Genomic DNA, 23,608 nt, shown 5'->3' on the forward strand with positions numbered 1-23,608 from the left:
TGCGGGTATTGGCGTGTCGGGCGCTGATGGCCACGGTTTCGCCGGTCCGGAGGTGCTGCTGTCGCTCTTGCCGCTAGCAACCCTACATTATACCTTCGGCGAGCGATTTCAAGCCCGTGTTTTCGCCTTTTGGGCTTCAATCCGCTGCCTGAGCTGTTCGTAGGCCTGCGGATCGGTGGGGGCGCGGGCCACCAGGTCGTTCATTTCCTCGTCGCCGCGGCGCTTGCGCTCCAGCGCCAGGATCTGGCGCAACTCCTGCAAGTCGTTCTCGATGTCGGGCAGCACGCCGGCCACCTGGGCCACGGCGAAGGCCTCGTGCTGGTGGCCCTGGAGGGCATCGCGCAAGGCTTCCCAGGGCTGCGGGCCATGGTCGTGGACCTGGCTGTCCAGCCAGGCGAACAGGGGGCCGTGCGGCGGCGCCAGTTCGCACAGCAGGGTGTGGTCGTCCTGGCTCAGCGTTTCCCAGGCCGTCGGGTCCCGCAGCACGATCTGCAGGGCCCGGTCGCCGCGGCCGGGCGGCAGCTGCCGCCCGGGCCGGGCCGGCCGGGGCGCTGACTCCGGCCGCCGCGGCCGCGACCAGGGCGCGCCGGCCGGCTTCTGGCCCCACAGGCCGGAAAGCTCGGCCACGTCGAGCTGGGCCAGGCCGGCGATTTCCGCCAGCAGCTGGCGCTTGAGCGCGCCATCGGGCAGGGCGTTCCACAGCGGCCTGGCATTGGCCGCCATGTGGGCGCGCCCCTCCGCCGTGCCGAGGTCGCAGCCCTCGCGCGCCGAATCGATCAGGAAGCGCGACAGCGGTGTCGCCTCGCTGACGTAGCGCGAAAAGGCATCGCGGCCGAACTCGCGGATGTAGCTGTCCGGGTCGTGCTCGGTCGGCAGGAACAGGAACTTGACCGAGCGCACGTCGGTGGCATAGGGCAGGGCGCCGTCCAGCGCCTTGCGCGCGGCGCGCCGGCCGGCGGCGTCGCCGTCGAAGCTGAAGACCACCGAATCGGTGAAGCGGAACAGCTTCTGCACATGGTCGGGCGTGCAGGCCGTGCCCAGCGTCGCCACCGCGTTGGGAAAGCCCAGCTGGGCCAGCGCCACCACGTCCATGTAGCCCTCGGTGACCAGCACGTATCCCTGCTCGCGCAGCGCCTGCCTGGCCTCGTACAGGCCGTAGAGCTCGCGGCCCTTGCTGAACACCGGCGTCTCCGGGGAATTCAGGTACTTGGGCTTCTCGTCGCCCAGCACCCGCCCGCCGAAGCCGATGCACTCGCCCTTGACGTTGCGGATCGGGAACATGATCCGGTCGCGGAAGCGGTCGTAGCGCTTGTCGTCGTCTTCGTTGACGATCACCAGCCCGCTTTCGGCCAGGAGGGGGTCGTCGTAGTCCGGGAACACGCTGGCCAGGCTGCGCCAGCCCTCGGGCGCATAGCCCAGGCCGAATTCCCGGGCGATCTCGCCCGACAGGCCCCGTCCCTTGAGATAGGCGACCGCCTTCGGCGAGTTCTTCAGGTGCTTGCGGTAGGCCTCGCCGGCCTTTTCCAGCACGTCGGTCAGCGTCGCCTGCTTCGCCCGCTGCTGGGCGGCCCGCTCGCGGTCCTGCGGCGTGGCGTCGTCCTCGGGGATCTGCATGCCGAACTGCTGCGCCAGGTCCTGCACCGCCTCGATGAAGGTCATTCCGTTGTTCTCGATCAGGAAGCTGATCACGTTTCCGTTCTTGCCGCAGCCGAAGCAGTGATAGAACTGCTTGCTGGGGCTGACCGAGAACGACGGCGACTTCTCGCTGTGGAACGGGCACAGGCCCATGTAGTTGGCGCCGCCCTTCTTCAGCTGTACCGAGCGGCCGACGATCTCCACGATGTCGGCGCGGCTCACGAGCTCCTGGATGAAGGTCTGGGGAATCGCCATGGCCTGTGTATTCTTACCTACCGGGGAAAAACAGGAGACCAGCATGAATAGCATCTTCGAGCAGGGCCTGCCGCGCAACGAGGCGAACCACGCACCGCTCACGCCGCTGTCCTTCCTGCAGCGCAGCGCCGAGGTCTATCCGCAGCGGCTGGCCGTGATCCACGGCGAGCTGCGCCGGACCTGGAGCCAGGTCTATTCCCGCTGCCGCCAGCTGGCCAGTGCGCTGGCCCGGCACGGCATCGGCAAGGGCGACACGGTGGCCGTGATGCTGCCCAACACGCCGCCGATGGTGGAGGCGCATTTCGGCATCCCGATGGCCGGTGCCGTGCTCAATGCGCTCAACACCCGGCTGGATCCGGAGACGCTGGCCTTCATGCTGGACCACGGCGAGGCCCGGGTGGTGATCGTCGACCCGGAATTCGCCGGCGTCATGCACAAGGCCATCGGGCTGCGCCAGTCGACCGCGCCGCTGCTGGTGATCGACGTCGAGGACGAGCTCTACACCGGCGCCGTCCAGCGCATCGGCGGCACGAGCTACGAGGCCTTCATCGCCAGCGGCGACAGCGGTTTCGACTGGCAGCTGCCGGCCGACGAATGGGAGGCGATCGCCCTGAACTACACCAGCGGCACCACCGGCAATCCCAAGGGCGTGGTCTACCACCACCGCGGCGCGGCGGTGAACGCGATCTCCAACATCCTCGAATGGGACATGCCCAAGTTCGCGACCTACCTGTGGACGCTGCCGATGTTCCACTGCAACGGCTGGTGCTTCCCCTGGACCGTCGCGGCCCGCGCCGGCGTCAACGTCTGCCTGCGCCGGGTGGAGGCCGGGGCGATGATCGACGCCATCAAGCGGCACGGCGTCACGCATTACTGCGGCGCGCCGATCGTGCACGGCATGCTGGTGAACGCGCCCGAGGCGATGAAGCAGGGCCTGCCCGCCGGCGTCAAGGCGATGGTGGCCGGCGCGTCGCCGCCTGCCTCCATGATCGAGGGCATGGAGCGCCTGGGCTTCGACCTGATCCACGTCTACGGCCTGACCGAGGTCTACGGCCCGGCGACGGTCTGCGCCAAGCACGTGCAATGGGACAGCCTGGACATCGGCGAGCGGGCCCGGCTCAACGCCCGCCAGGGCGTGCGCTACCACCTGCAGCGCGACGCCCGCGTGATCGACCCGCACACGATGCAGCCGGTGCCGCTGGACGGCGAGACCATGGGCGAGATCATGTTCCGCGGCAACATCACGATGAAGGGCTACCTGAAGAACCCCGCCGCGACCCAGGAGGCGTTCGCCGGCGGCTGGTTCCACACCGGCGACCTGGCCGTGCAGTCGGCCGACGGCTACATCAAGATCAAGGACCGCAGCAAGGACATCATCATCTCCGGCGGCGAGAACATCTCCTCGATCGAGGTGGAGGACGTGCTGTACCGCCATCCCGACGTGCTGGCGGCGGCGGTGGTCGCCAAGCCCGACCCGCGCTGGGGCGAGACGCCCTGCGCCTTCGTCGAGCTCAAGGCCGGCGCGGCCACCACCGCCGCCGACATCGTGGCCCACTGCAAGAAGCACCTGGCCGGCTTCAAGGTGCCGCGGGCGGTGGTGTTCGGCGAGCTGCCCAAGACCTCCACCGGCAAGATCCAGAAGTTCGAGCTGAGGAAGAAGGCTGGCTCAGCCGCCGCCATCGACGTCTGAACACCGCGCGCCGCGCGCGGGCGGCATACTCGCCGGAATGCGAATCCTCAGCCACCAAGCCGAATACGTCGTCACGAATCCGGGCAAGTTCGCCTGGAGCGTGCTCAAGGGCTTCAAGAAGAACCAGGGCCTGCTGCTGGCCGGGGCGGTCGCCTATTACGCGCTGCTCTCCGTGGTGCCGCTTTTGATCCTGAGCGTGATCGCGCTGACCAACTGGGTCGACCAGGGCGAACTGCTGCAGACCATCGGGCGCTATCTGGAGTGGCTGATGCCCGGCCAGTCCAAGGCGATCGTCGGCGAACTGGACAACTTCCTCACCCACCGCGACGTCATCGGCTGGGTGCTGCTCGGGACCATGCTGTTCTTCAGTTCGCTGGCCTTCACCGTGCTGGAAAACGCGATGTCGGTGATCTTCCTGCACCGCATCGCCAAGCGGAAGCGCCGCTACTGGATCTCCGTGCTGCTGCCGTACGGCTACATCCTCAGCCTGGGCTTCGGCTTGCTGGTGGTGACGCTGGTGTCCGCCAGCCTGCAGGCGATCGGCGAAAACAGCATCCACCTGCTGGGCTACGAGTTTTCGCTCAGCGGCGTGTCCGGCGTGCTGCTGTACCTGCTGGGCCTGGCGGGCGAGATCTTCGTGCTGACCTCGGTCTACATGGTGATGCCGGTCGGGCGCCTGTCGTGGCAGCACGCGCTGGGCGGCGGCGTGACCGCGGCGTTGCTGTGGGAGATCACGCGCCACATCCTGGTCTGGTACTTCAGCACGCTGTCGCAGGTCAACGTGGTCTACGGCTCGCTCACCACCGCCATCGTGGTGCTGCTGAGCCTGGAAATCGCGGCCACGCTGCTGCTGCTCGGGGCGCAGGTGATCTCGGAATACGAGCGCATCGACCGGCCGAAGCAGCCGGAACCGGCCAATCCGCTGCGCACCGACGACGCGCCGGCCTGAGCCCGCGCCTTCAGTGGTTCAGGATCGAGGCCAGGAAAGCCTGGCCGCGCTCGGTGCGGGGCGCGCGGAAGAACTGCTCCGGCTCGCTGGCCTCGACGATCTGGCCCTCGTCCATGAACACGATGCGGTCCGCCACCGAGCGGGCGAAGCCCATCTCGTGGGTCACGCACAGCATGGTCATGCCCTGGCCGGCCAGCCCGATCATCACGTCCAGCACCTCCTTGATCATCTCCGGGTCCAGCGCCGAGGTCGGCTCGTCGAACACCATGATCTTGGGCGTCAGGCACAGCGCCCGCGCGATCGCGACCCGCTGCTGCTGGCCGCCGGAGAGCTGCAGCGGGTACTTGTTGGCCTGCTCGGCGATCCGCACCCGCTCCAGCTGCGCCATCGCTCGCTCGACCGCCTCCTTGCGCGGCAGGCCGGCGACCCAGGTCGGCGCCAGGATCAGGTTCTCCAGCACCGTCAGGTGCGGGAACAGGTTGAACTGCTGGAACACCATGCCGACCTGCCGCCGCACCGCGTCGACGGCCTTGAGGTCGTCGCCCAGCAGCAGGCCGGCCACCGTCAGCCGGCCTTCCTGGTATTCCTCCAGCGCGTTGACGCAGCGCACCAGCGTGGACTTGCCGGAGCCCGACGGCCCGCAGATCACGATCCGCTCGCCCTGCCGCACCGACAGGTCGATGTCGCGCAGCACGTGGAAGCTGTCGGAGTACCACTTGTTCACCTTGTCGAACTGGACGATGGGGTCGGTCATGCGCTTCCTGTGGTGCCGCGCTCAGCGGGCGTGGCTGCGGGCCAGGCGCTTCTCGACGCGCAGGCTGTAGCGCGACATCGAAAAGCAGATGGCGAAGTAGATCGCCGCGATGAAGACATAGGCTTCGATCTTGAACGGCCGCCAGTTCGGGTCCGACCCGACGGCCAGCTGCAGCGAGCCGGTCAGCTCGTACAGCGAGACGATGGTCACCAGCGAGGTGTCCTTGAGCAGCGAGATGAAGTTGTTCATGATGCCCGGCACCACGGCCGACAGCGCCTGCGGCAGCACGATCTTGCGCTGGGTCTGCCAGTAGCCCAGGCCCAGGCTGGCCGCTGCCTCCAGCTGGCCGCGCGGCAGGGTCTGCAGGCCGCCGCGCACGATCTCCGCCATGTAGGCGGCCGCGAACAGCGTGATGCCGACGATCACCCGCAGCAGCACGTCGGGCGACTTGCCCACCGGCATGAACAGCGGAAACATGAACGAGGCCATGAACAGCACCGAGATCAGCGGCACGCCGCGCACCAGCTCGATGTAGACCACGCACAGCGACTTGATCGCCGGCAGGTCGCAGCGCCGTCCCAGCGCCACCAGCACCGAGATCGGGAACGCCAGCACCATCGACACCACGCTGAGCAGCAGCGTGAGGGGCAGGCCGCCCCAGCGGTCGGTCGGCACCGCGTCCAGGCCGGCCACGCCGCCGCCCATCAGGACGAAGAATCCGGCCAGGCCGGCAACCCAGAGCAGCGCCAGCCAGGGCCGCCACAAGCGCGGACTGCAGCTGGCCAGCACCGGCGCCAGCAGCGCCAGCGTGGCCAGCTCGGGCCGCCACGATTCGTTCTGCGGATAGCGCCCGAGCAGGATGAAGCGGGCCTTTTCCGGGATCACGCCCCAGCAGGCGCCCAGGCCGCGGGCGGCCTGGCAGCGGTCGGCGTCGGGCGCGAACACAGCGTGCAGCACGCCCCAGCGCACGAATGTCGTGGCCAGCCAGGCCAGCAAGGCCAGCAGCAGCAGCGAGGCCAGGGCATTCGGGATGCTGGAGAACAGGTTGCTGCGCATCCAGGGCAGCGGGCCCGAGATGCGGCGCGGTGCCGGCCGCGGCGCGATGAGGGGGTCGGCCATGCTGCTAGCGCTCCCGCAGCGCAGCGCGCCGGTTGAGCCAGTTCATCAGCGCGGAGGTCGCCACCGACAGCGTGAGGTACACCGCCATGATGATCGCGATGCATTCCACCGCGCGTCCCGACTGGTTCAGCGCCGTGTTGGCGATCGACACCACGTCCGGATAGCCCACCGCGACCGCCAGCGACGAATTCTTGGTGAGGTTCAGGTACTGGTTGGTCAGCGGCGGGATGATCAGCCGCATGGCCTGCGGCAGCACCACCAGCCGCATCGAGCGGGCCCGCGACAACCCCAGCGAGGCGCTGGCTTCGTGCTGGCCGCGCGCCACCGAGGCGATGCCGGCGCGCACCACTTCGGCGACATAGGAGGAGGTGTACAGCACCAGCCCCAGCAGCACGGCCAGGTATTCCGGGCTGAGCGCGCTGCCGCCTTCCACCTGCAGTTCGCCCACTTCCGGAAACTGGAACTGCGCCGGCGCGCCGCCGGCCAGCCAGCCGAGCCAGGACAGCGCAACGAGCAGCAGCAGCACCACGCTGGCCACCGGCAGCGGCCGGCCGGTGCGCTCGAAGCGGGCACGGGCGAAGCGCACCCAGGCGAAGGACGCCGCGCATCCCAGGGCCAGCCCGCCGACCGCCAGCCAGTGGCCCGCCTCCCAGGTCAGCGCCGGAAAGGACAGGCCGTTCTTGCTGAGGAAAAACAGGTGGCCGACCCGCAGGGCGTCGCCCGGCAGCGGCAGGTATTCGGTCAGCAGCAGGTACCACATCAGCAGCTGCAGCAGCACCGGGATGTTGCGGAAGATCTCGACATAGGCGTAGCACAGGCCGCGCAGCAGCGCGTTGCGCGAGAACCGGCCCACGCCCAGCAGGGTGCCCAGGATGGTTGTCAGCACGATGCCGACCACCGCCACCCGCAGGGTGTTGACCACACCCGCCAGGAACGCCTTCCAGTACGCATCGGCCGAGTCGTAGGGCAGCCAGCCTTCGCCGATGTCGAAGCCGGCGGGCTGGGCCAGGAAATCGAAGCCGCTCTGGATGCCGCGCAGCCGCATGTTGGTCAGCGTGTTGCTCACCAGCAACCAGCCGAGGAAGCCGACCACGGCCAGGGCCAGCAGCTGGTAGGCCAGCGCGCGGGTGCGCCGGCTGCGCCAGGACAGGGTGCGCCGCCGCGGCGGCGGCGCCCGGCGCGCGGCGGCTGGCGCGTGCGCCATCAGCGCACGGGCGGTGCGTACATCAGGCCGCCCTTGGACCAGAGGTTGTTGACGCCGCGCGGCAGCGCCAGCGGGCTCTTGGGGCCGACGTTGCGCTCGAAGATCTCGCCATAGTTGCCGGTGGCCTTGAGGGCGCGGGCCAGCCAGTCCTTGTCCAGGCCCAGCAGCTTGCCGGTGTCTTCGGTGGTGCCCAGCAGGCGGCCGACCACCGGGTCCTTGCTGTCCCTGGCCATGGCATCGACGTTGGACTGGGTCACGCCGTATTCCTCCGCCTCGATCAGGCCGAACACCACCCACTTGGCGATGGCGAAGAACTCGTCGTCGCCGCGCCGCACCGCCGGGCCCAGCGGCTCCTTGGAGATCAGCTCGGGCAGGATCACGTGTTCGGCCGGGTTCTTGGCTTCCTTGTTGCGGATCGAGGCCAGCCCGGACGCGTCGGTGGTGTAGGCCTGGCAGCGGCCGGAGAAGTAGGCGGCGTTGGTCGCCTCCAGCTTCTCGAACACCACCGGCTTGATGTTCAGGCCGTTGGCCTTGGAGTAGTCGGTCAGGTTCTTCTCGGTGGTGGTGCCGGACTGCACGCAGACCGTCGCGCCCTTGAGCTGCTTGGCGCTCTTGACCTTGTTCTTCACCGGCACCATGAAGCCCTGGCCGTCGTAGTAGGTGACGCCGGTGAAGTTCAGCCCCAGCGAGGCGTCGCGCGTGAGCGTCCAGGTGGTGTTGCGCGAGAGGATGTCCACCTCGCCGGACTGCAGGGCGGCGAAGCGCTGCTGCGCCACCAGCGGCACCCACTTGACCTTGCTGGCGTCGCCCAGGATGCTGGCCGCGATCGCCTTGCACACGTCCACGTCCAGCCCGGTCCAGTTGCCGGCGCTGTCGGCCTGCGAGAAGCCGGCCAGGCCGGTGTTCACGCCGCACACCAGCTGGCCGCGCGCCTTGATCGCATCGAGGGTCTTGCCGGCGAACGCGGGCGCGCTGGCCAGGCCGAGGGCCGCGGCCAGCACGGCCAGCGAGGTCTTGACGGGAAGCTTGAACATGGGGGGTCTCCGGAGTTTGCGCGATTGTTTCGCACAATCCGTGCCAGCCGCCACCGGTTATTCCCCGATGACAATGCCCTCGCGGCGCGGGTCGGCGCCGCCGAACCAGCCGTCCGGCATGGTCTGGATCGCCTGCACCCCGCTGGTCATCGCCTGTTCCCGCACCGGCGCGCCGCGGGCCCGCAGGGCATCGACCTCGGCCCGCGTGAAGCGCTTTTCCTCCAGCAGCGTCGGGCCGTTGAGGGAACCGAAGTTCGGCAGGTCGATCGCCTGCTGCACGTTCATGCCCCAGTTGAGGACTCCGTACAGCGCCTTGGCGGTGAAGTGGATGATCATCGCCCCGCCCGGGCTGCCGACGGTCATCACCAGGTTGCCGGTGGCCTTCTCGAACACCAGCGTCGGCGACATCGACGAGCGCGGCCGCTTGCCCGGCTGCACCCGGTTGGCCACCCGGCGGCCGTCGCTGCCGGTGGGCAGGAAGCTGAAGTCGGTGAGCTGGTTGTTCAGCAGGAATCCGCCCGGCGCGCCGGTGACGTTGACCATCTGGCGCGAGCCGAAGCCCGATTCGACGGTCGTTGTCATCGCCAGCGCGTGGCCGTCGCGGTCGACGATGCTGATGTGGGAGGTGCCGTGTTCGGGCTGGTCGGCCATCGGCGCCTGCAGGACGCGCACGCCGCCCGGCCGGCCCGGCTGCGCCACTTTCATGCTGCGCTCGGTGATCAGGCCGGCGCGCTCGCGCAGGTAGGACGGATCGAGCATCGAGCTCCATCCGCCGGGTGGCGGATCGACGAAGTCGGGGTCCGCCACGTATTGCGCGCGGTCGGCGAACGCCAGCCGCGATGCCTCGGTGTAAAGGTGCAGCCACTCGGCCGAGGGCGCCAGCCAGGACGCGCCGGGCACGGCGGGGATGCCCGGCACCGGCGGATCGTCGGCGGCGTCGGTGTTGCCCAGGATGCCCAGGATCTGGCCGATGGCGATGGCACCGGAGCTGGGCGGCGGAAAGCCGCAGATGCGGTAGATCCGCGCGGCGCGGTGGTCGTGGCACAGCGGCGGGCGCTGCCTGGCCTGGTAGCCGGCCAGGTCGGCGAGCGACAGCCGGCCCGGATTGGTGGCGTGCCCGTGCACCTTGGCGACGATGGCCCGCGCGATCTCGCCCCGGTAGAACGCATCCGCCCCCTCGCTGGCGATGCGGCGCAGCACGGCGGCGTAGTCGGGGTTGCGCAGCAGCGTGCCGACCGCGTGGGCCTGGCCATCGGGCTGCAGGAAATAAGCGGCGGCCACGGGATCGCCTTTCAGGCCGGCGTCGTGGCCGGCCAGCGCATGGAGCCGGGCGCTGACCGGGAAACCCTTCTCGGCCAGCGCGATGGCCGGCTGGAACAGTTCGGCCCAGGGTCGCTTGCCGTGCAGCTTGTGCGCCATCTCCAGCATGCGCAGCACGCCCGGCACCCCGACCGAGCGGCCGCCGATCACTGCATCGCGGAACGCCATCGGCTTGCCGTCGGCGCGCAGGAACAGCTTTTCGTCGACGGCGGCCGGCGCGGTCTCGCGGCCGTCGAAGGCCTGCACCTGGCGGCCGTCGAAATGCAGCAGGAAGGCCCCGCCGCCGATCCCGCTGGACTGCGGCTCCACCAGCCCCAGCACCATCTGCACGGCGATGGCGGCGTCGATGGCGGATCCGCCGGAGCGGATCACGGCGGCGCCGGCCTCGGCCGCCAGCGGATTGGCGGCAGCGACCGCGAACTTGCTGGTCGCCCAGCCGGGCTTGTCGACGTAGCCGGAGGACAGTTCCGGCGGATCGGGCGGCGCATCGTCGCCGACCACCGGGCTGCCGGCGCAGGCGGCGAGCAGCAGGGCCAGGCCCAGCGCGGCGAGCAGGCGGTTCGCCATGCGGGGCGGGCCGGCTTAGCGGGGTGCCAGCCGGATGGCGCCGTCCAGGCGGATCACCTCGCCGTTGAGCATGTCGTTCTCGAAGATGTGCCGGGCCAGCATGGCGTAATCCTCTGGCGTGCCCAGGCGGGACGGGAAGGGCACGCTGGCGGCCAGCGACTCCTGCACTTCCTTGGGCATGCCGAACATCATCGGCGTGCCGAAGATGCCCGGGGCGATCGTCATGTTGCGGATGCCGTTGCGCGCCAGGTCGCGCGCGATCGGCAGCGTCATGCCGACGATGCCGCCCTTGGAGGCGCTGTAGGCGGCCTGGCCGATCTGGCCGTCGTAGGCCGCGACCGATGCGGTGGAGATCAGCACGCCGCGCTCGCCGGTGGCTTCGGGTTCGTTCTTGCTCATGGCCTCGGCGGCCAGCCGGATCATGTTGAAGCTGCCCACCAGGTTGACCATGATGGTCTTGCTGAACACGCCCAGGTTGTGGGCGCCGCTCTTGCCGACGGTCTTCTCGGCCGGCGCGATGCCGGCGCAGTTGACCAGGCCCATCAGCTTGCCCATGGAGACTGCCTTGGCGACGACGGCCTGGCCGTCCGCTTCCTGGCTGACGTCGCAGCGGACGAAGGCGCCGCCGATCTCGCGGGCGATCGCCTCGCCCTTGTCGGCCTGCATGTCCGCGATCACGACCTTGCCGCCGTTGGCCGCCAGCATGCGGGCCGTCCCTTCACCCAGCCCCGAGGCCCCGCCCGTGACGATAAAGACCTTGCCGCTGATTTCCATGACGATGCTCCTGAGTGACTGTGGTGCTGGCGAAATTATCGCTCGGCGCCGCGCCGGGCCTGGATCGCCGGCGGCCGCTCCGGACCGGCCCGGCGATGCGCCGACAATCGGCCGGACGTGAACCATCCCTACAACACCCCGATGTCCCGCAGGCTGGCCCTGCTGCTGGCAGCCGCCGTCCTGGCCGGCTGCGCCTCCCGTCCCACGCCGGCACCGGTCGTGGCCGAACCGCCGGCCGCGGTCGCCAAGAGGCCGCCCAGGATCGGGCTGGCGCTGGGCGGCGGCGCCGCCCGCGGCTTCGCCCACGTCGGCGTGATCCAGGTGCTGGAGGAGGCCGGCCTGCGGCCGCAGCTGGTGGTCGGAACCTCGGCCGGCAGCCTGGTGGCCGCCTTGTATGCCAGCGGCCGCAGCGGCAGCCAGCTGCAGCAGGTGGCGCTGGACATGGAGGAGGCGGCCTTCACCGACTGGACGCTGCCGATCTTCAACCGCGGCATGCTGCGCGGCGAGGCCCTGGCCCGCTACGTCAACGCGCAGGTGGGCGGCAGGCTGGTGGAGGCGATGCCGATGCCGCTGGGCATCGTCGCGACCGACCTCAACAGCGGGCTGGGCGTGCTGTTCCAGCGCGGCGACACCGGCACCGCGGTGCGCGCCTCCAGCGCGGTGCCGGCGTTGTTCCTGCCGGTGCGCATTTCCGGCCACGACTACGTGGACGGCGGCCTGGTGTCGCCGGTGCCGGTGCGCTATGCCAGGCAGATGGGCGCGGAGCTGGTGGTCGCGGTGGACATCTCGAGCGCGCCGGAAGCCAATCCGGCCGGCGACCCGCTGCAGATCCTGCTGCAGACCTTCGCGATCATGAGCAAGAGCATCAACAGCTTCGAGCTCAAGCAGGCCGACGTGGTGGTGCGGCCGGCGCTGGCCGGCGTGGGCAGCGCCGATTTCACCTCACGCAAGCGCGCGATCGAGGCCGGCCGCTCGGCGATGCTCAGGATGCTGCCGCAACTGAAGGCCGCGATCGAGGCCAGGGGCGTTGCGCCTGCGCCATAAAAAAAGCCCCGATCTTGCAACCGGGGCTTGAAGGATCCCTGAACCGTTGAAGGTGTCGAAAGGACCCGAGGAGACAACCTGAAGAACTCTCGTTCTCACGAGTGTCTGTCTGAGGTTCCTGCTCCAGTTGGAGACGGGAACTTGTTTTTCAAGGAGCGAATTAACGCTTCTTGGCGGTGGCCTTGGTGGCGTTCACGGCGGTGTTGGCAACCGCGTTGAAGTTGGCTTCGGCGACGTCGGAAGCTTGCTTGACAGCCTTCTGGACCGATTCCAGGGCGTTGTTGCCGGCGGCAACGGCGCTCTTGAACACGGCGACGGCGGTCTCGCTGCCGGCCGGAGCGTTCTTGGCGGCGTTGTCGACAACGGCCAGGAACTTCTTCTGCGTTTCGGCGGCTTGCGCTTCGAAAGCGCGGCCGAATTCGGCGCCGGTGCCCGAAGCGATGTCGTACAGGTGGCGGCTGTAAGCGGCGGTCTTCTCAGCCAGCGGCTGGAACAGGGCGGCTTGCAGGGCCAGCAGCTCTTGCGCGTCCTTGACGGTCAGGAAGGCTTGCGTGGTGCCGGCGGCCTCGGTCAGCGCGGCCTTGGAGGCCGTGACATTCAGCTCGACCAGCTTCTCGACGCCTTCGAAAGCCTTGGTGGTCAGGCCGAAGAGGGTTTCGACGGAAGCCTTCTGGGCAGCCATGATTTGTTCGGGGGTCATCATTTGGAATCTCCTGAGAGGGGTGAGGTGGGGAATCATCATCTGCCCTGAACCGGCCCCATCGGCCTTGTTATGTTGCAGTGCAGCATGGGTTGAATTATAGGGAAGGACGGCCCGGGCGCAAGGGCTTTTTGCTGCGTTGCACCATTCTAGAAGCGAGCCCCTAAAAACCGGTTCCGCCCGGCGCCCGGACACAATCGGCCGATGCAGGTCTTCTACGCCACGCAGTTCGTGCTGCCGCTGCCGCCGGGCCACCGCTTCCCGATGGCCAAGTACCAGCTGCTGCGCGACCGGCTGGCGGCCGAGCGCCCGGAGATCCGGCTGCAACAGGCCGAGCCGGCCAGCGACGGCGAACTGGCGCTGGCCCACAGCCCGGCCTATATCAAGGCGATCAGCGACGGCTCGATCAGCCCGCAGGCGATGCGCGAGATCGGTTTCCCCTGGAGCGAGGCGATGGCGGACCGGGCGCGCCGCTCGGTCGGCGCCACCATCGCCGCCTGCCGGGCCGCGTTGCGCGACGGGGTCGCGGCCAACATCGCCGGCGGCACCCACCATGCCTGCGCCGACAAGGGAGGGGGCTTTTGCGTGTTCAACGATGCAGCGGTTGCCGCCAGGCTGCTGCAGGCCGAATGGGGACGGTCGCGTGCGCGGCCGCTGCAGGTGGCGGTGATCGACCTGGACGTGCACCAGGGCAACGGCACGGCGCGGATCTTCCGCGCCGACCCGACGGTGTTCACGCTGTCGATGCACGGCCAGAAGAATTTCCCGTTCCGCAAGGAGGCCAGCGACCTGGACGTCGACCTGCCGGACGGCTGCCGCGACGACGAGTACCTGCAGGCGCTGGAGCAGGCGCTGGCCGAACTGGAACGGCGCTTCGAGCCGGCGCTGGTGGTCTACCTGGCCGGTGCCGACCCGCACGAGGGCGACCGGCTGGGCCGGCTGAAACTCAGCTGGGACGGGCTGGAGGCGCGCGACCGGCGGGTGTTCGACTGGGCGTTCCAGCGCCGCATTCCGCTGGCGTTCGCGATGGCCGGCGGCTACGGCGTGCGGATCGAGGACACGGTGCAGGTGCAGCTCAACACCTTCCGGGTCGCGGCGCAGTACTGGCAGCGCTGGCAGAATCAGCCGCGATGACCGACGCCAAACCCCAGCCCGAACCGCGCAGCGCCTACCGTGCCTTCCGCACCATCAGCACCCGCTGGATGGACAACGACGCCTACGGCCACGTCAACAACGTCGTCTACTACAGCTGGTTCGACACCGCGGTCAACGCCCACCTGATCGAGCAAGGCGCGCTGGACGTGCAGCACGGCGACACCATCGGCCTGGTGATCGAGACCCAGTGCAACTACTTCGCGCCGGTGGAGTTCCCGCAGACCGTGGAAGCGGGCCTGCGCGTTTCCCGCATCGGCCGCTCCAGCGTGCGCTACGAAGTGGGGCTGTTCGTCCAGGGCGAGCCGGTGACGGCGGCCAAGGGCCACTTCATCCACGTCTATGTGGACCGCGCGCAGCGCCGCCCCACCGAGCTGCCACCCCGACTCAAGACCGTCCTGGAGGCCCTGCAGTGACCCTCTCCCAAGTCAGCACCGTGGTGCATGACCCCGCCAGCGTCGACGACGCGATCACCAGCCGGTTTTCCACCCGCGCCTTCCTGCCCCGGCCGGTGCCGCGCGAGACGATCGAGCAGATCCTGCAGGTGGCCAGCCGCGCGCCCTCGGGCACCAACACCCAGCCCTGGAAGGTCTACGTGCTGCAGGGCGACAGCCTGCGCAGCCTGTCCGACAAGGTGTGCGCCGCGCACGACGCGATCTACGCCGATCCGCAGCTGGCGCAGGACTACCGGGAGGAATACGAGTATTACCCGCGCAAATGGGTCAGCCCCTACATCGACCGCCGCCGCGAGAACGGCTGGAGCCTGTACGGCCTGCTGGGGATCGCCAAGGGCGAGAAGGACAAGATGCATGCGCAGCACCAGCGCAACTACCGCTTCTTCGATGCGCCGCTGGGCTTCATGTTCACCATCGACCGCATCCTGGAGCGCGGCTCGCTGCTCGATTACGGCATGTTCCTGGAGAACATCATGGTGGCGGCGCGCGGCCGCGGGTTGCATACCTGTCCGCAGGCGGCCTGGAACGGCTACGCGAAGATCGTGCTGCCGCACATCGGCGCCGGCCCGGACGAGATGCTGGTGTGCGGCATGTCGATGGGCTATGCCGACGAGGCCGCCCTGGTCAACGGCTTCCACACGCCGCGCGAGCCGGTGGCGTCCTTCACCCGCTGGCTCGGGTAGCCGCTACAGCCGGCGGAATTTCCTTTTGGCGTCGCGCAGGCAGGCGTCCCTGGCGTCGCCGGCCAGCGCCCCGCAGCGTTCCTTGGCGGCGTCGTAGAGGGCGTCCGCCTTGTCCTCGCGCGCGTCGTCGCGCTGCTCGATGGCCTGGCGCGAGTAGATGCCCTTGTCCACCGCCACCCGGCTGAGCCTGATCTCGCTGTGCGCCGCGACCGAGGCGGCCTTGGCGTCGGCCTTGCACACGTCCCTGGCCTTGCCGCGCAGGTCGCCGCACTTTTCCAGCGCCAGCCGGTAGTCCGCGTCGGCCTGGGCCAGCTTGACCCGGTCCTCGTTGGCCGGGGATTGCTTGTACTTGGCCTCGATCTGCGCCTTGGCCAGCTGGAAGCGGCCCCGGGCTTCGACCTTGCATGTGTCCTTCGCATTGCCCTGCAGCTTCCGGCAGCTGTCCCATTGCAGCCGGTAGGCGGCCTGGGCGCGGTCGTGGTCCAGGCGGTATTCGTCCTTCGCCAGCGATGCCGCGTTGGCGGCGCCGGCGAGCGCGCACGCCGCCAGCAGCAGCCCCGCAGCCAGCGGCCGCAGCGGCAATGGGCGGCGCGGCTTCACTGCGACTTCTCGAAGACGAAGGTCGGGTTGCGCGCTTCGAACTCGCTCACCTGCCGGTCGGCTTCCGCCTTGACGATGCCGTGGCGCTCCTGGATGCGGCCCAGCAACTGCTCGCGCTTGCCGGCGATGACGTCGAGGTCGTCGTCGGTGAGCTTGCCCCATTGCTCCTTGAGCTTGCCCTTGAGCTGTTTCCAGTTGCCTTCGATCTTGTCGTGGTTCATGGTGCTTTCTCCGGTGGTGTGGGCCGCAGCGGACCGGCGGGATGCGCGTGCTGCCGCGGCTTCCTACCCTAGGCGCGCCGGCTCGCAGCCGGGGTAGGCGCCCGAGGCCAGCCACCGTAGGTGCGTGCCTACGGGCCCGGCCATGCGCGCGGGAGCCGGCCGGGGCAAGCCCCATAATCGGCGCCACAAAACATCCAACATTTGACCGGAGACGTCATGGCCGTTGCGGGAATTCCCGTGGATTTCATTCTGTTCGCCCTGACCCTGCTCGGCGTCGCACTGTTCCACCACCACACCCTCGCGGTCGCGCTCACCGGCCTGGCCGTGATCGCGCTGTTCAAGCTCACGCTGGGCGATTTCTCGGGCGTGCCCGGGCTCCCGGGGCTGGCCGGCTTGCTGGCCCACGAATGGGTGACGCTGGCCAACCTGCTGGGCCTGCTGCTCGGGTTCGCGCTGCTGGCCGACCACTTCGAGCGCAGCGGCCTGCCCGGGCTGTTGCCGCGCTACCTGCCGGACGACTGGAAAGGGGGCTTCTGCCTGCTGCTGCTGGTGTTCGTGATCTCCAGCTTCCTGGACAACATCGCGGCGGCGATGATCGGCGGCAGCATGGCCGGCGTGCTGTACCGCAAGCGGATCCACATCGGCTTCCTGGCGGCCATCGTCGCGGCCAGCAACGCGGGTGGCTCCGGCAGCGTGGTGGGGGACACCACAACCACCATGATGTGGATTGCCGGCGTGAAGCCGATGCAGGTGTTCGAGGCCTATACGGCCGCGGGCGTCGCCACCCTGATCTTCGGCGTCATCGCCGCCCGCCAGCAGCACGCGCTGCAGCCGATCATGAAGGACAGCCCGCTGGACGCCTCGTTCGAAGGGCCGCGGCTGGCCATCGTGGCCGTCATCCTGCTGGCGGCCATCGGCGCCAACGTGTTCTTCAACCTGACGGCGCCGGCGGTGCTGGAGCATGTGCCGGTGATCGGGCTGGCCGTCTGGGCCGCGATCCTGGTGACGGCGCCGTGGCGGCGGCCGACCTGGAGCCTGCTGCCGGGCGCGCTGCGCGGCAGCATCTTCCTGCTTTCGCTGGTGATGTGCGCCGCCATGATGCCGGTGAAGGCGCTGCCGCCGGCCTCCTGGCACAGCGCCTTCGGCCTGGGTTTCATCAGCGCCGTGTTCGACAACATCCCGCTGACCGCGCTGGCGCTGCGCCAGGGCGGCTACGACTGGGGCTTCCTGGCCTACGCGGTGGGCTTCGGCGGCTCGATGCTCTGGTTCGGCTCGTCGGCCGGCGTGGCGCTGTCCAACATGTACCCCGAGGCCAAGTCGGTCGGCGCCTGGCTCAAGGGCGGCTGGCACGTGGCCGTCGCCTACGTGATCGGCTTCCTCGTGCTGCTGCTCGTGCTGGGCTGGCATCCGGACACTCCGTTGCAGTCCTCGGCGGGCGCGGCGACTTCATCCCCTGCACCTTCCAGAACGCCATGAACAAGCCCAGGATCCTGGTCGCGCGCGCGATCTTTCCGGAAACCATCGCCCGGCTCGAACAGCACTTCGAGGTCGAACACAACCAGCCCGACGAGATCTGGAGCAGGCAGCAGCTGGCCGACCGGCTCAAGGACAAGGCCGGGGCCTTCACCACCGGCAGCGAGCGCATCGACGCGCAGGTGCTGGACGCGGCGCCGGGCCTGAAGATCGTCGCCAACATGGCGGTCGGCTACAACAACTTCGACGTCGACGCGATGACCGCGCACGGCGTGCTGGCCACCAACGCCCCCGACGTGCTGACCGAGACCACGGCCGATTTCGGCTTCGCGCTGCTGATGGCGACGGCCCGCCGCATCGCCGAGGGCGAGCATTTCCTGCGCGCCGGCAAGTGGGACCGCTGGAGCTACGACATGCTGGCCGGCACCGACGTGCACGGCTCGACGCTGGGCATCCTGGGCATGGGCCGGATCGGCCAGGCGATCGCGCGCCGCGGTGCGCACGGCTTCGGCATGAAGGTGATCTACCACAACCGCTCGCGCCTCAGGCCCGAGCAGGAAGCGGAGGTCAAGGCGCGTTACGTCGACAAGGAAGAACTGCTCAAGACGGCCGACCACCTGGTGCTGGTGCTGCCCTATTCGCCGTCGTCGCACCACGCGATCGGCGCCAGGGAACTGGCGCTGATGAAGCCCACCGCCAACCTGATCAACATCGCCCGCGGCGGCATCGTCGACGACGCCGCGCTGGCGGATGCCCTGCGCGAGCGGCGCATCGCCGCCGCCGGCCTGGACGTGTTCGAGGGCGAGCCCAAGGTCCACCCGGCGCTGCTGACCGTGCCCAACGTGGTCCTCACGCCCCACATCGCCAGCGCAACGATGCCCACGCGGCTGGCGATGGCCGACCTGGCTGCCGACAACCTGATCGGCTTCCTGGTGCACGGCAAGCCGCTGACCCCGCTCAATCCCGAAGTGCTGAAGAAGTAAGAAGAAGGCCCTCTTGGAACTCTGGATCCTCATTGCACTGGTTCTGGCCAGCCTCGTCCTGCTGTTCATCCTGGTGGTGCGCAAGCCGCCCGCAGTCACCGATGGTGGCCGCGCCGAACTGATGGCCGCCAACGAGCGGCTGGAGCGCGAGCTGCGCCGCGAGATCAGCGAATCGTCGCGCGGCGCCCGGCTGGAACTGACGCAGACCCTGGCCACCTTCCAGGACGCGCTGGTCAAGCAGGGCGCCGAAGCCACCCGCACCCAGAACACGCAGATCGACGCGTTCGCGCAGCAGCTCACCCTGCTGCAGAAGACGCTGTCGGACACGCTGTCGGTGCAGCTGCAAAGCCTGGGCGAGTCGAACGCCCGGCGGCTGGGCGAGGTGCGCGCCACGCTCGACGCCCAGCTGCAGCAGCTGCAGCAGACCAATTCCGCCAAGCTCGACGAGATGCGCAAGACCGTCGACGAGAAGCTGCAGACCACGCTGGACAAGCGCCTGGGCGACAGCTTCAAGCAGGTGGCGGACCGGCTGGAGCAGGTGCACAAGGGCCTGGGCGAGATGCAGACGCTGGCGCAGGGCGTGGGCGACCTGCAGCGCGTGCTGACCAACGTCAAGTCGCGCGGCATGTTCGGCGAGGTGCAGCTGGAGGCATTGCTGGAGCAGGTGCTGACCGGCGAGCAGTACGCCAAGCAGGTGGAGACCAAGCCGCGCAGCAACCAGCGGGTCGATTTCGCGATCCGCTTTCCCGGCCGCAGCGCCGACGGCACGCCGGTGTGGCTGCCGATCGACGCCAAGTTCCCGCGCGACGACTACGAGCGCCTGCTCGACGCCCAGGACCGCGCCGACCCGGCGGCGGCGGACATCGCATCGCGCGCCCTCGAGTCGCGCATCCGCACCGAGGCCAAGTCGATCTGCGAGGCGTACCTGTGCCCGCCGCACACCACCGACTTCGCGATCCTGTTCCTTCCGGTGGAGAGCCTGTACGCCGAGGTGCTGCGGCGCCCCGGCCTGATGGACAGCCTGCAGCGCGATTACCGCGTGACGCTGGCCGGGCCGACCACGCTGCTGGCGATGCTCAACAGCCTGCACATGGGGTTCCGCACGCTGGCGCTGGAGCAGCAGGCCTCGGAAGTCTGGAAGGTGCTGGGCGCGGTCAAGACCGAATTCGAGCGCTACGGCACCTGGGTCGACCGGATCCGCGAACAGGTGCGCAAGGCGTCCGACACGCTGGACACGGCCAGCACCCGGACCAACCAGATGCGGCGCGCGTTGAAGGTGGTGGAAGCGCTGCCCGACGCACAGGCGCAGGCCTTGCTGCCGCCGGCGGCCGAAGGCGAGGAAGACCTGCCGGCATGAGCGGCAGCATGAACCGGGAACTGGCCCGCGTCATCGCCGGCCAGGTCTGCATCCACGCCTGCATGGCCGGCACCCGGATGGCGGCGCCGCTGCTGGCGCTGCGCCAGGGCTACAGCGCCGCCGCGGTCGGCATCATGCTGGCGTTGTTCGCGCTGACGCAGGTGTTCCTGTCGTTGCCGGCCGGCCGCTTTGCCGACCGCCACGGCCTGCGGCTGCCGATCGGCCTGGCGGCGGTCGCGGCCTTCGCCGGGGCGGCGCTGGCGGCCGCCTTTCCGGTGCTGCCGGTGCTTTGCCTGAGCGCGCTGCTGACCGGCGGCGCGACCGGCGCGGCGTCGATCGCCACCCAGCGCCACGTCGGCCGCGCGGCCGAGAACCCGACGCAGCTCAAGCAGGTGTTTTCCTGGCTGTCAATCGGCCCGGCGTTTTCCAATTTCATCGGCCCGTTCTGCGCCGGGCTGGTGATCGACCATGGCGGCTTCCGGCTGGCCTTCCTGCTGATGGCGCTGGTGCCGGTGTTCGCCTGGGTGTTCGTGCGCAAGGTGCACGAACTGCCGCCGGTGGCGCGGCCGGCCGGCGAACAACCCGGCAAGGCGTGGGACCTGATGCGCGAGCCGATGTTCCGGCGCCTGCTGCTGGTGAACTGGTTCCTGTCGTCCTGCTGGGACGTGCACACCTTCGTGGTGCCGGTGCTGGGCAACGAGCGCGGCCTGTCGGCCTCCGTCATCGGCAGCATCCTGGGCGCCTTCGCCGTCGCCGCGGCCGCGATCCGGGTGCTGCTGCCGCTGATCGCGTCGCGGGTGCGGGAGCGCACCGTGATCACTGGCGCCATGGCGGCGACGGCGCTGGTGTTCGCGGTCTATCCGCTGATGCGCTCGGCCCTGTCGATGGGCGCCTGCTCGGTGTTGCTGGGCGTGGCGCTCGGATGCGTGCAGCCGATGGTGATGAGCACGCTGCACCAGATCACGCCGGAGCACCGGCATGGCGAGGCGGTGGCGCTGCGGATGATGGCCATCAACGCCTCCAGCGTCGCGATGCCCATGCTGTTCGGCCTGGCCGGCGCCGTCATCGGCATCGCCGGCGTGTTCTGGTTCGTCGGCGCCACCGTCGGTCTGGGCACGCGGCTGGCGTGGGGCTTGCGCACCGAGCACTGATTGGCTCGGAGACGCCTATCTGAACGCAGAGGGCGGTAACCCGATCAAAGGCGATAGAACTGCTTGATGATGTTCCAGGCGTCGACGGGGTCGTCGGCGTACTGGAACAGGTTCAGGTCGTCGGGCGAGATCACGCCTTCCTCGATCAGCACGTCGAAGTTGATCAGCCGCTTCCAGTAGTCCGAGCCGAACAGCACGATCGGCACCTGCTTGGCCTTGCGCGTCTGCACCAGCGTGATCACCTCGAACAGTTCGTCCAGCGTGCCGAAGCCGCCGGGAAAGGCCACCAGCGCCTTGGCCCGCATCATGAAATGCATCTTGCGCAGGGCGAAATAGTGGAACTTGAACGACAGTGCCGGCGTGACGTACGGGTTGGCCGCTTCCTCCATCGGCAGCGCGATCGCCAGCCCCACGCTGATGCCGTCGCCCTCGTGGGCGCCGCGGTTGGCGGCCTGCATGATGCCGGGGCCGCCGCCGGTGCAGATGAACAGCATGTCGCTGGGATCCTTGCCGGCGCTGTGGTGGGCGACGATCTTGCCGAAGGCGCGGGCCTTTTCGTAATAGTGCGAGTTGCGCGCCAGCGCGCGGGCGCGGCGGATCACCGTTTCGTCGCCGCCGGCCTCGGCTGCCGCCACCATCGCGGCCGCTTCCTCCTCGCTGCGAAAGCGGGCGCTGCCGAACACCACGATGGTGTTCTCGATGCCCAGGGCCTGCTGCTCCAGGTCGGGTTTGAGCAGTTCCAGCTGGAAGCGGATGCCACGGGTTTCGCGCCGCAGCAGGAATTCGGGATCGGCGAAGGCCAGCCGGCTGGCGTCGGGGTCGAGCGGCAGGCCGGCGTCGGAATGGGCCTTCAGCGTGGCCCAGGCGTCCGACAGGCGCTTGTCGTGGATGTTGCGGGTAGAGCTCATGGCGCCATTCTGGTCCATTGCGGCCCTCTGGCGCCGCCGGGCCGTTGCCGCTATGCTTGCGCGCAAATTGCACCTCAGGGGGGCTCATTGAAGGCGATGGCTTATCACGTCCTGCACGAAGGCCGCCGTATGGGCCCATACGACCGCCGCACCATCGTCGGCCTGCGCATCAAGAAGACCCTCAGCAGCGAGCACGAGCTGGAGGCCAGCGACGGCAGCCGCCTGACGGTGGCCCAGCTGATCGGGCAGCCGGCCAATCCGGAATTCAACGCGATGCGCAGCGGCGCCTACACGTCGGCGCGCCACACCTGCAGCGCCGGCATGATCGACAGCGAGCCGGGGCCGATCGAGATCCTGCCGTTTCGCGGCGAGGTCGAAGTGCGCGTGCACGCCGACGTGCTGCGCATCGCCGGCAGCTATCGCACCGGGCGCGCCATCAAGGAGGGCCGGGTCAAGCTGCCGCTCAGGGACATCGCCTATGCGCGCAGCAGCGGCTCGCGCATCGACCTGTGGCTGCGCGCCGGCGACGGCTCCGGGGCGCTCCTGCAGCGCCTGGCGCTGGACCTGTTCAGCGACGAAGCGGCGGCCGAACTGCTGCAGTGGCTGCCCGATGTCCAGCCCTGGCCGCACGGCGAGGCGCTCAGCGCGCCGGCGCCCAGCGCCAACGCCTCGATCAGTTCCTTGCTGTGGGCCGCGGTGATCGGCATCGCGCTGGTCGCCGGCCTGGTGCTCTGGGTGGCGCTGCGGCGCCGGTTCTAGCGCCGGCCGTCCAGCCACCGCAGCAGCGGTTCGCGCGCCCGCTCCAGTCCCTTGTAGGCCAGCACGGCGTCGCTCATCGACGCCAGCGCGTCGCGCAGCCGCTGCGCCTGCCCGCCCGGAGCGACCGCATCGGCCAGCGGCTGCAGCATCACGCGGATGGTGAAGACGGCCTGGCGGGTGCCGCGGCCCACCGGGAAGAAGGTCTGGCGCTCGGCGCGCAGGAAGCACTGCCCGGCGAAGGCCTGGGCGTCGTCCGCTGGCGGCCAGGGCTGGCGCGGATGGCGCCGGGGATGCTGGTCGTGGCGCGGCGACGGCGTCACGGTCCAGACGAAGCGCTCCCAGCAGTCGCCGGCGGTCACCAGTTGCACCAGCTTGCCGCCCGCGGCCAGCAGCAGTGCGTTGTCGGCCACGGGCGCATGGACAGCGGCAAACGACAGCCCCAGCTTGTCCTCCGGCGCCCAGTGCGACGGCACGCAGACGCACAGCCAGGGCAAGGTGGTGCTGGCGCCGTCCAGGATGGCCAGGTCTTCCTCGCAGGCCAGTTCGACCGGCTGGCCGGGCCGCAGCGCGATGCCATCGGTCCGCGCCCGGTCGGCGATCGCCTCCAGCGCCGGTGCCGGATCGAACCCCGGCACCAGCAGGCGCGACTGGCCGGCCTCGACCACCAGCCGCTTCTCGCGCGCCAGTGCGCCGTCCGGATCGAGCCGCGTCAGCTGCGGCGCGCCCGCCTCCAGCCGCCGCAGCCCGGGCTGCATGCGGAAGGGCACGGCGATCTGGTCGAAGTCGAAATCCATGGCGAAATGAAAAAAAGGCTCCTGTCG

23 protein-coding genes are annotated in these 23,608 nt (G+C 69.3%); 11 read left to right on the plus strand and 12 right to left on the minus strand.

The features are described from left to right. Positions 1–108: 108 nt before the first annotated feature. Positions 109–1,890, minus strand: a complete 1,782-nt coding sequence (gene dnaG, locus ACFPOE_RS18605) for a DNA primase (protein WP_376851784.1) — start codon at positions 1,888–1,890, stop codon at positions 109–111. A gap of 43 nt (positions 1,891–1,933) precedes the next feature. On the opposite strand from dnaG, the gene ACFPOE_RS18610 reads away from it, so the two are divergent. Together ACFPOE_RS18610 and ACFPOE_RS18615 are read left to right on the plus strand one after the other, a co-directional pair. After that, positions 1,934–3,580, plus strand: coding sequence for an acyl-CoA synthetase (locus ACFPOE_RS18610; protein WP_376851785.1), 1,647 nt, complete (start codon positions 1,934–1,936; stop codon positions 3,578–3,580). Positions 3,581–3,617: 37 nt separating this feature from the next. Further along, on the plus strand, positions 3,618–4,529 hold the full coding sequence (locus tag ACFPOE_RS18615) for a YihY/virulence factor BrkB family protein (RefSeq protein ID WP_376851786.1): 912 nt from the start codon (positions 3,618–3,620) through the stop codon (positions 4,527–4,529). Positions 4,530–4,539: 10 nt separating this feature from the next. Here the strand turns inward: ACFPOE_RS18615 and ACFPOE_RS18620 are convergent, their stop codons facing one another. Genes ACFPOE_RS18620 through ACFPOE_RS18645 form a run of 6 tightly spaced genes read right to left on the minus strand, consistent with a single transcriptional unit; the run spans position 4,540 to position 11,301 of the window. Continuing rightward, positions 4,540–5,283, minus strand: coding sequence for an amino acid ABC transporter ATP-binding protein (locus ACFPOE_RS18620; RefSeq protein WP_376851787.1), 744 nt, complete (start codon positions 5,281–5,283; stop codon positions 4,540–4,542). A gap of 21 nt (positions 5,284–5,304) precedes the next feature. Then, positions 5,305–6,402: an amino acid ABC transporter permease gene (locus ACFPOE_RS18625; protein WP_376851788.1), complete on the minus strand. Its 1,098-nt coding sequence runs from the start codon at positions 6,400–6,402 to the stop codon at positions 5,305–5,307. 4 nt (positions 6,403–6,406) lie between these two features. Next, positions 6,407–7,606, minus strand: a complete 1,200-nt coding sequence (locus tag ACFPOE_RS18630) for an amino acid ABC transporter permease (RefSeq protein WP_376851789.1) — start codon at positions 7,604–7,606, stop codon at positions 6,407–6,409. Further along, positions 7,606–8,640: an amino acid ABC transporter substrate-binding protein gene (locus tag ACFPOE_RS18635; RefSeq protein ID WP_376851790.1), complete on the minus strand. Its 1,035-nt coding sequence runs from the start codon at positions 8,638–8,640 to the stop codon at positions 7,606–7,608. The genes ACFPOE_RS18630 and ACFPOE_RS18635 overlap by 1 nt, the downstream gene beginning before the upstream one ends. Positions 8,641–8,697: 57 nt before the next feature. Further along, entirely contained in the window at positions 8,698–10,527 is a 1,830-nt protein-coding gene (locus tag ACFPOE_RS18640) for a gamma-glutamyltransferase family protein (protein ID WP_376851791.1), read from the minus strand. Positions 10,528–10,542: 15 nt separating this feature from the next. Further along, positions 10,543–11,301: a 3-hydroxyacyl-CoA dehydrogenase gene (locus ACFPOE_RS18645; protein ID WP_376851792.1), complete on the minus strand. Its 759-nt coding sequence runs from the start codon at positions 11,299–11,301 to the stop codon at positions 10,543–10,545. A gap of 141 nt (positions 11,302–11,442) precedes the next feature. Between ACFPOE_RS18645 and ACFPOE_RS18650 the strand changes: the two genes are divergently transcribed. Next, on the plus strand, positions 11,443–12,345 hold the full coding sequence (locus ACFPOE_RS18650) for a patatin-like phospholipase family protein (protein WP_376851927.1): 903 nt from the start codon (positions 11,443–11,445) through the stop codon (positions 12,343–12,345). A gap of 160 nt (positions 12,346–12,505) precedes the next feature. On the opposite strand, the gene phaP is transcribed toward ACFPOE_RS18650, so the two are convergent. Continuing rightward, positions 12,506–13,048 (minus strand): TIGR01841 family phasin, encoded by a 543-nt coding sequence (gene phaP / locus ACFPOE_RS18655; RefSeq protein WP_376851928.1) that lies wholly within the window; start codon positions 13,046–13,048, stop codon positions 12,506–12,508. Positions 13,049–13,249: 201 nt separating this feature from the next. Between phaP and ACFPOE_RS18660 the strand changes: the two genes are divergently transcribed. From ACFPOE_RS18660 to ACFPOE_RS18670, 3 genes are read left to right on the plus strand one after another with little or no spacing between them, the layout of a single operon-like run. After that, on the plus strand, positions 13,250–14,179 hold the full coding sequence (locus ACFPOE_RS18660) for a histone deacetylase family protein (protein ID WP_376851793.1): 930 nt from the start codon (positions 13,250–13,252) through the stop codon (positions 14,177–14,179). Then, positions 14,176–14,613 carry an acyl-CoA thioesterase gene (locus ACFPOE_RS18665; protein WP_376851794.1) on the plus strand — a complete coding sequence of 146 codons (438 nt, stop codon included), beginning with the start codon at positions 14,176–14,178 and terminating at the stop codon, positions 14,611–14,613. Before ACFPOE_RS18660 ends, ACFPOE_RS18665 begins: the two co-directional genes overlap by 4 nt. Beyond that, positions 14,610–15,335, plus strand: a complete 726-nt coding sequence (locus ACFPOE_RS18670) for a nitroreductase (RefSeq protein ID WP_376851795.1) — start codon at positions 14,610–14,612, stop codon at positions 15,333–15,335. Before ACFPOE_RS18665 ends, ACFPOE_RS18670 begins: the two co-directional genes overlap by 4 nt. A gap of 3 nt (positions 15,336–15,338) precedes the next feature. Here ACFPOE_RS18670 and ACFPOE_RS18675 read toward each other — a convergent pair whose 3' ends face one another. Both ACFPOE_RS18675 and ACFPOE_RS18680 read right to left on the minus strand, forming a co-directional pair. Next, the gene (locus ACFPOE_RS18675) at positions 15,339–15,935 is read right to left on the minus strand and encodes a hypothetical protein (RefSeq protein WP_376851796.1); all 597 of its coding nucleotides are present in this window, start codon (positions 15,933–15,935) and stop codon (positions 15,339–15,341) included. Then, complete coding sequence (locus ACFPOE_RS18680) at positions 15,932–16,156, minus strand: CsbD family protein (protein ID WP_376851797.1); 225 nt, start codon at positions 16,154–16,156, stop codon at positions 15,932–15,934. Before ACFPOE_RS18680 ends, ACFPOE_RS18675 begins: the two co-directional genes overlap by 4 nt. A gap of 237 nt (positions 16,157–16,393) precedes the next feature. Between ACFPOE_RS18680 and ACFPOE_RS18685 the strand changes: the two genes are divergently transcribed. From ACFPOE_RS18685 to ACFPOE_RS18700, 4 genes are read left to right on the plus strand one after another with little or no spacing between them, the layout of a single operon-like run. After that, positions 16,394–17,632, plus strand: a complete 1,239-nt coding sequence (locus tag ACFPOE_RS18685; protein WP_376851798.1) for a citrate transporter — start codon at positions 16,394–16,396, stop codon at positions 17,630–17,632. Next, positions 17,629–18,612 carry a 2-hydroxyacid dehydrogenase gene (locus ACFPOE_RS18690; RefSeq protein ID WP_376851799.1) on the plus strand — a complete coding sequence of 328 codons (984 nt, stop codon included), beginning with the start codon at positions 17,629–17,631 and terminating at the stop codon, positions 18,610–18,612. The genes ACFPOE_RS18685 and ACFPOE_RS18690 overlap by 4 nt, the downstream gene beginning before the upstream one ends. A 13-nt stretch (positions 18,613–18,625) precedes the next feature. After that, positions 18,626–19,969, plus strand: a complete 1,344-nt coding sequence (locus tag ACFPOE_RS18695; RefSeq protein ID WP_376851800.1) for a DNA recombination protein RmuC — start codon at positions 18,626–18,628, stop codon at positions 19,967–19,969. Between the two features lie 8 nt (positions 19,970–19,977). Further along, positions 19,978–21,120: an MFS transporter gene (locus tag ACFPOE_RS18700; RefSeq protein WP_376851801.1), complete on the plus strand. Its 1,143-nt coding sequence runs from the start codon at positions 19,978–19,980 to the stop codon at positions 21,118–21,120. Positions 21,121–21,164: 44 nt separating this feature from the next. Here ACFPOE_RS18700 and ACFPOE_RS18705 read toward each other — a convergent pair whose 3' ends face one another. Continuing rightward, positions 21,165–22,028: an LOG family protein gene (locus ACFPOE_RS18705; protein WP_376851802.1), complete on the minus strand. Its 864-nt coding sequence runs from the start codon at positions 22,026–22,028 to the stop codon at positions 21,165–21,167. A gap of 129 nt (positions 22,029–22,157) precedes the next feature. On the opposite strand from ACFPOE_RS18705, the gene ACFPOE_RS18710 reads away from it, so the two are divergent. Next, positions 22,158–22,787, plus strand: coding sequence for a hypothetical protein (locus ACFPOE_RS18710; protein WP_376851803.1), 630 nt, complete (start codon positions 22,158–22,160; stop codon positions 22,785–22,787). Here ACFPOE_RS18710 and ACFPOE_RS18715 read toward each other — a convergent pair. Continuing rightward, complete coding sequence (locus ACFPOE_RS18715) at positions 22,784–23,581, minus strand: heme-dependent oxidative N-demethylase subunit alpha family protein (RefSeq protein ID WP_376851804.1); 798 nt, start codon at positions 23,579–23,581, stop codon at positions 22,784–22,786. The two genes, ACFPOE_RS18710 and ACFPOE_RS18715, sit on opposite strands and share 4 nt — an antisense overlap. Positions 23,582–23,608 lie beyond the last annotated feature (27 nt).

Source organism: Caenimonas terrae, from assembly GCF_042655405.1.
Taxonomy (GTDB): Bacteria; Pseudomonadota; Gammaproteobacteria; order Burkholderiales; family Burkholderiaceae_C; genus Ramlibacter; species Ramlibacter terrae_A.

Bases quoted from the DNA above. Each gene is read 5' to 3' on its own strand.
- dnaG (WP_376851784.1), bottom strand. From the start codon at position 1,890: ATGGCGATTCCCCAGACCTTCATCCAGGAGCTCGTGAGCCGCGCCGAC.
- ACFPOE_RS18610 (WP_376851785.1), top strand. From the start codon at position 1,934: ATGAATAGCATCTTCGAGCAGGGCCTGCCGCGCAACGAGGCGAACCAC.
- ACFPOE_RS18615 (WP_376851786.1), top strand. From the start codon at position 3,618: ATGCGAATCCTCAGCCACCAAGCCGAATACGTCGTCACGAATCCGGGC.
- ACFPOE_RS18620 (WP_376851787.1), bottom strand. From the start codon at position 5,283: ATGACCGACCCCATCGTCCAGTTCGACAAGGTGAACAAGTGGTACTCC.
- ACFPOE_RS18625 (WP_376851788.1), bottom strand. From the start codon at position 6,402: ATGGCCGACCCCCTCATCGCGCCGCGGCCGGCACCGCGCCGCATCTCG.
- ACFPOE_RS18630 (WP_376851789.1), bottom strand. From the start codon at position 7,606: ATGGCGCACGCGCCAGCCGCCGCGCGCCGGGCGCCGCCGCCGCGGCGG.
- ACFPOE_RS18635 (WP_376851790.1), bottom strand. From the start codon at position 8,640: ATGTTCAAGCTTCCCGTCAAGACCTCGCTGGCCGTGCTGGCCGCGGCC.
- ACFPOE_RS18640 (WP_376851791.1), bottom strand. From the start codon at position 10,527: ATGGCGAACCGCCTGCTCGCCGCGCTGGGCCTGGCCCTGCTGCTCGCC.
- ACFPOE_RS18645 (WP_376851792.1), bottom strand. From the start codon at position 11,301: ATGGAAATCAGCGGCAAGGTCTTTATCGTCACGGGCGGGGCCTCGGGG.
- ACFPOE_RS18650 (WP_376851927.1), top strand. From the start codon at position 11,443: ATGTCCCGCAGGCTGGCCCTGCTGCTGGCAGCCGCCGTCCTGGCCGGC.
- phaP (WP_376851928.1), bottom strand. From the start codon at position 13,048: ATGATGACCCCCGAACAAATCATGGCTGCCCAGAAGGCTTCCGTCGAA.
- ACFPOE_RS18660 (WP_376851793.1), top strand. From the start codon at position 13,250: ATGCAGGTCTTCTACGCCACGCAGTTCGTGCTGCCGCTGCCGCCGGGC.
- ACFPOE_RS18665 (WP_376851794.1), top strand. From the start codon at position 14,176: ATGACCGACGCCAAACCCCAGCCCGAACCGCGCAGCGCCTACCGTGCC.
- ACFPOE_RS18680 (WP_376851797.1), bottom strand. From the start codon at position 16,156: ATGAACCACGACAAGATCGAAGGCAACTGGAAACAGCTCAAGGGCAAG.
- ACFPOE_RS18690 (WP_376851799.1), top strand. From the start codon at position 17,629: ATGAACAAGCCCAGGATCCTGGTCGCGCGCGCGATCTTTCCGGAAACC.
- ACFPOE_RS18700 (WP_376851801.1), top strand. From the start codon at position 19,978: ATGAACCGGGAACTGGCCCGCGTCATCGCCGGCCAGGTCTGCATCCAC.
- ACFPOE_RS18705 (WP_376851802.1), bottom strand. From the start codon at position 22,028: ATGAGCTCTACCCGCAACATCCACGACAAGCGCCTGTCGGACGCCTGG.
- ACFPOE_RS18710 (WP_376851803.1), top strand. From the start codon at position 22,158: ATGGGCCCATACGACCGCCGCACCATCGTCGGCCTGCGCATCAAGAAG.
- ACFPOE_RS18715 (WP_376851804.1), bottom strand. From the start codon at position 23,581: ATGGATTTCGACTTCGACCAGATCGCCGTGCCCTTCCGCATGCAGCCC.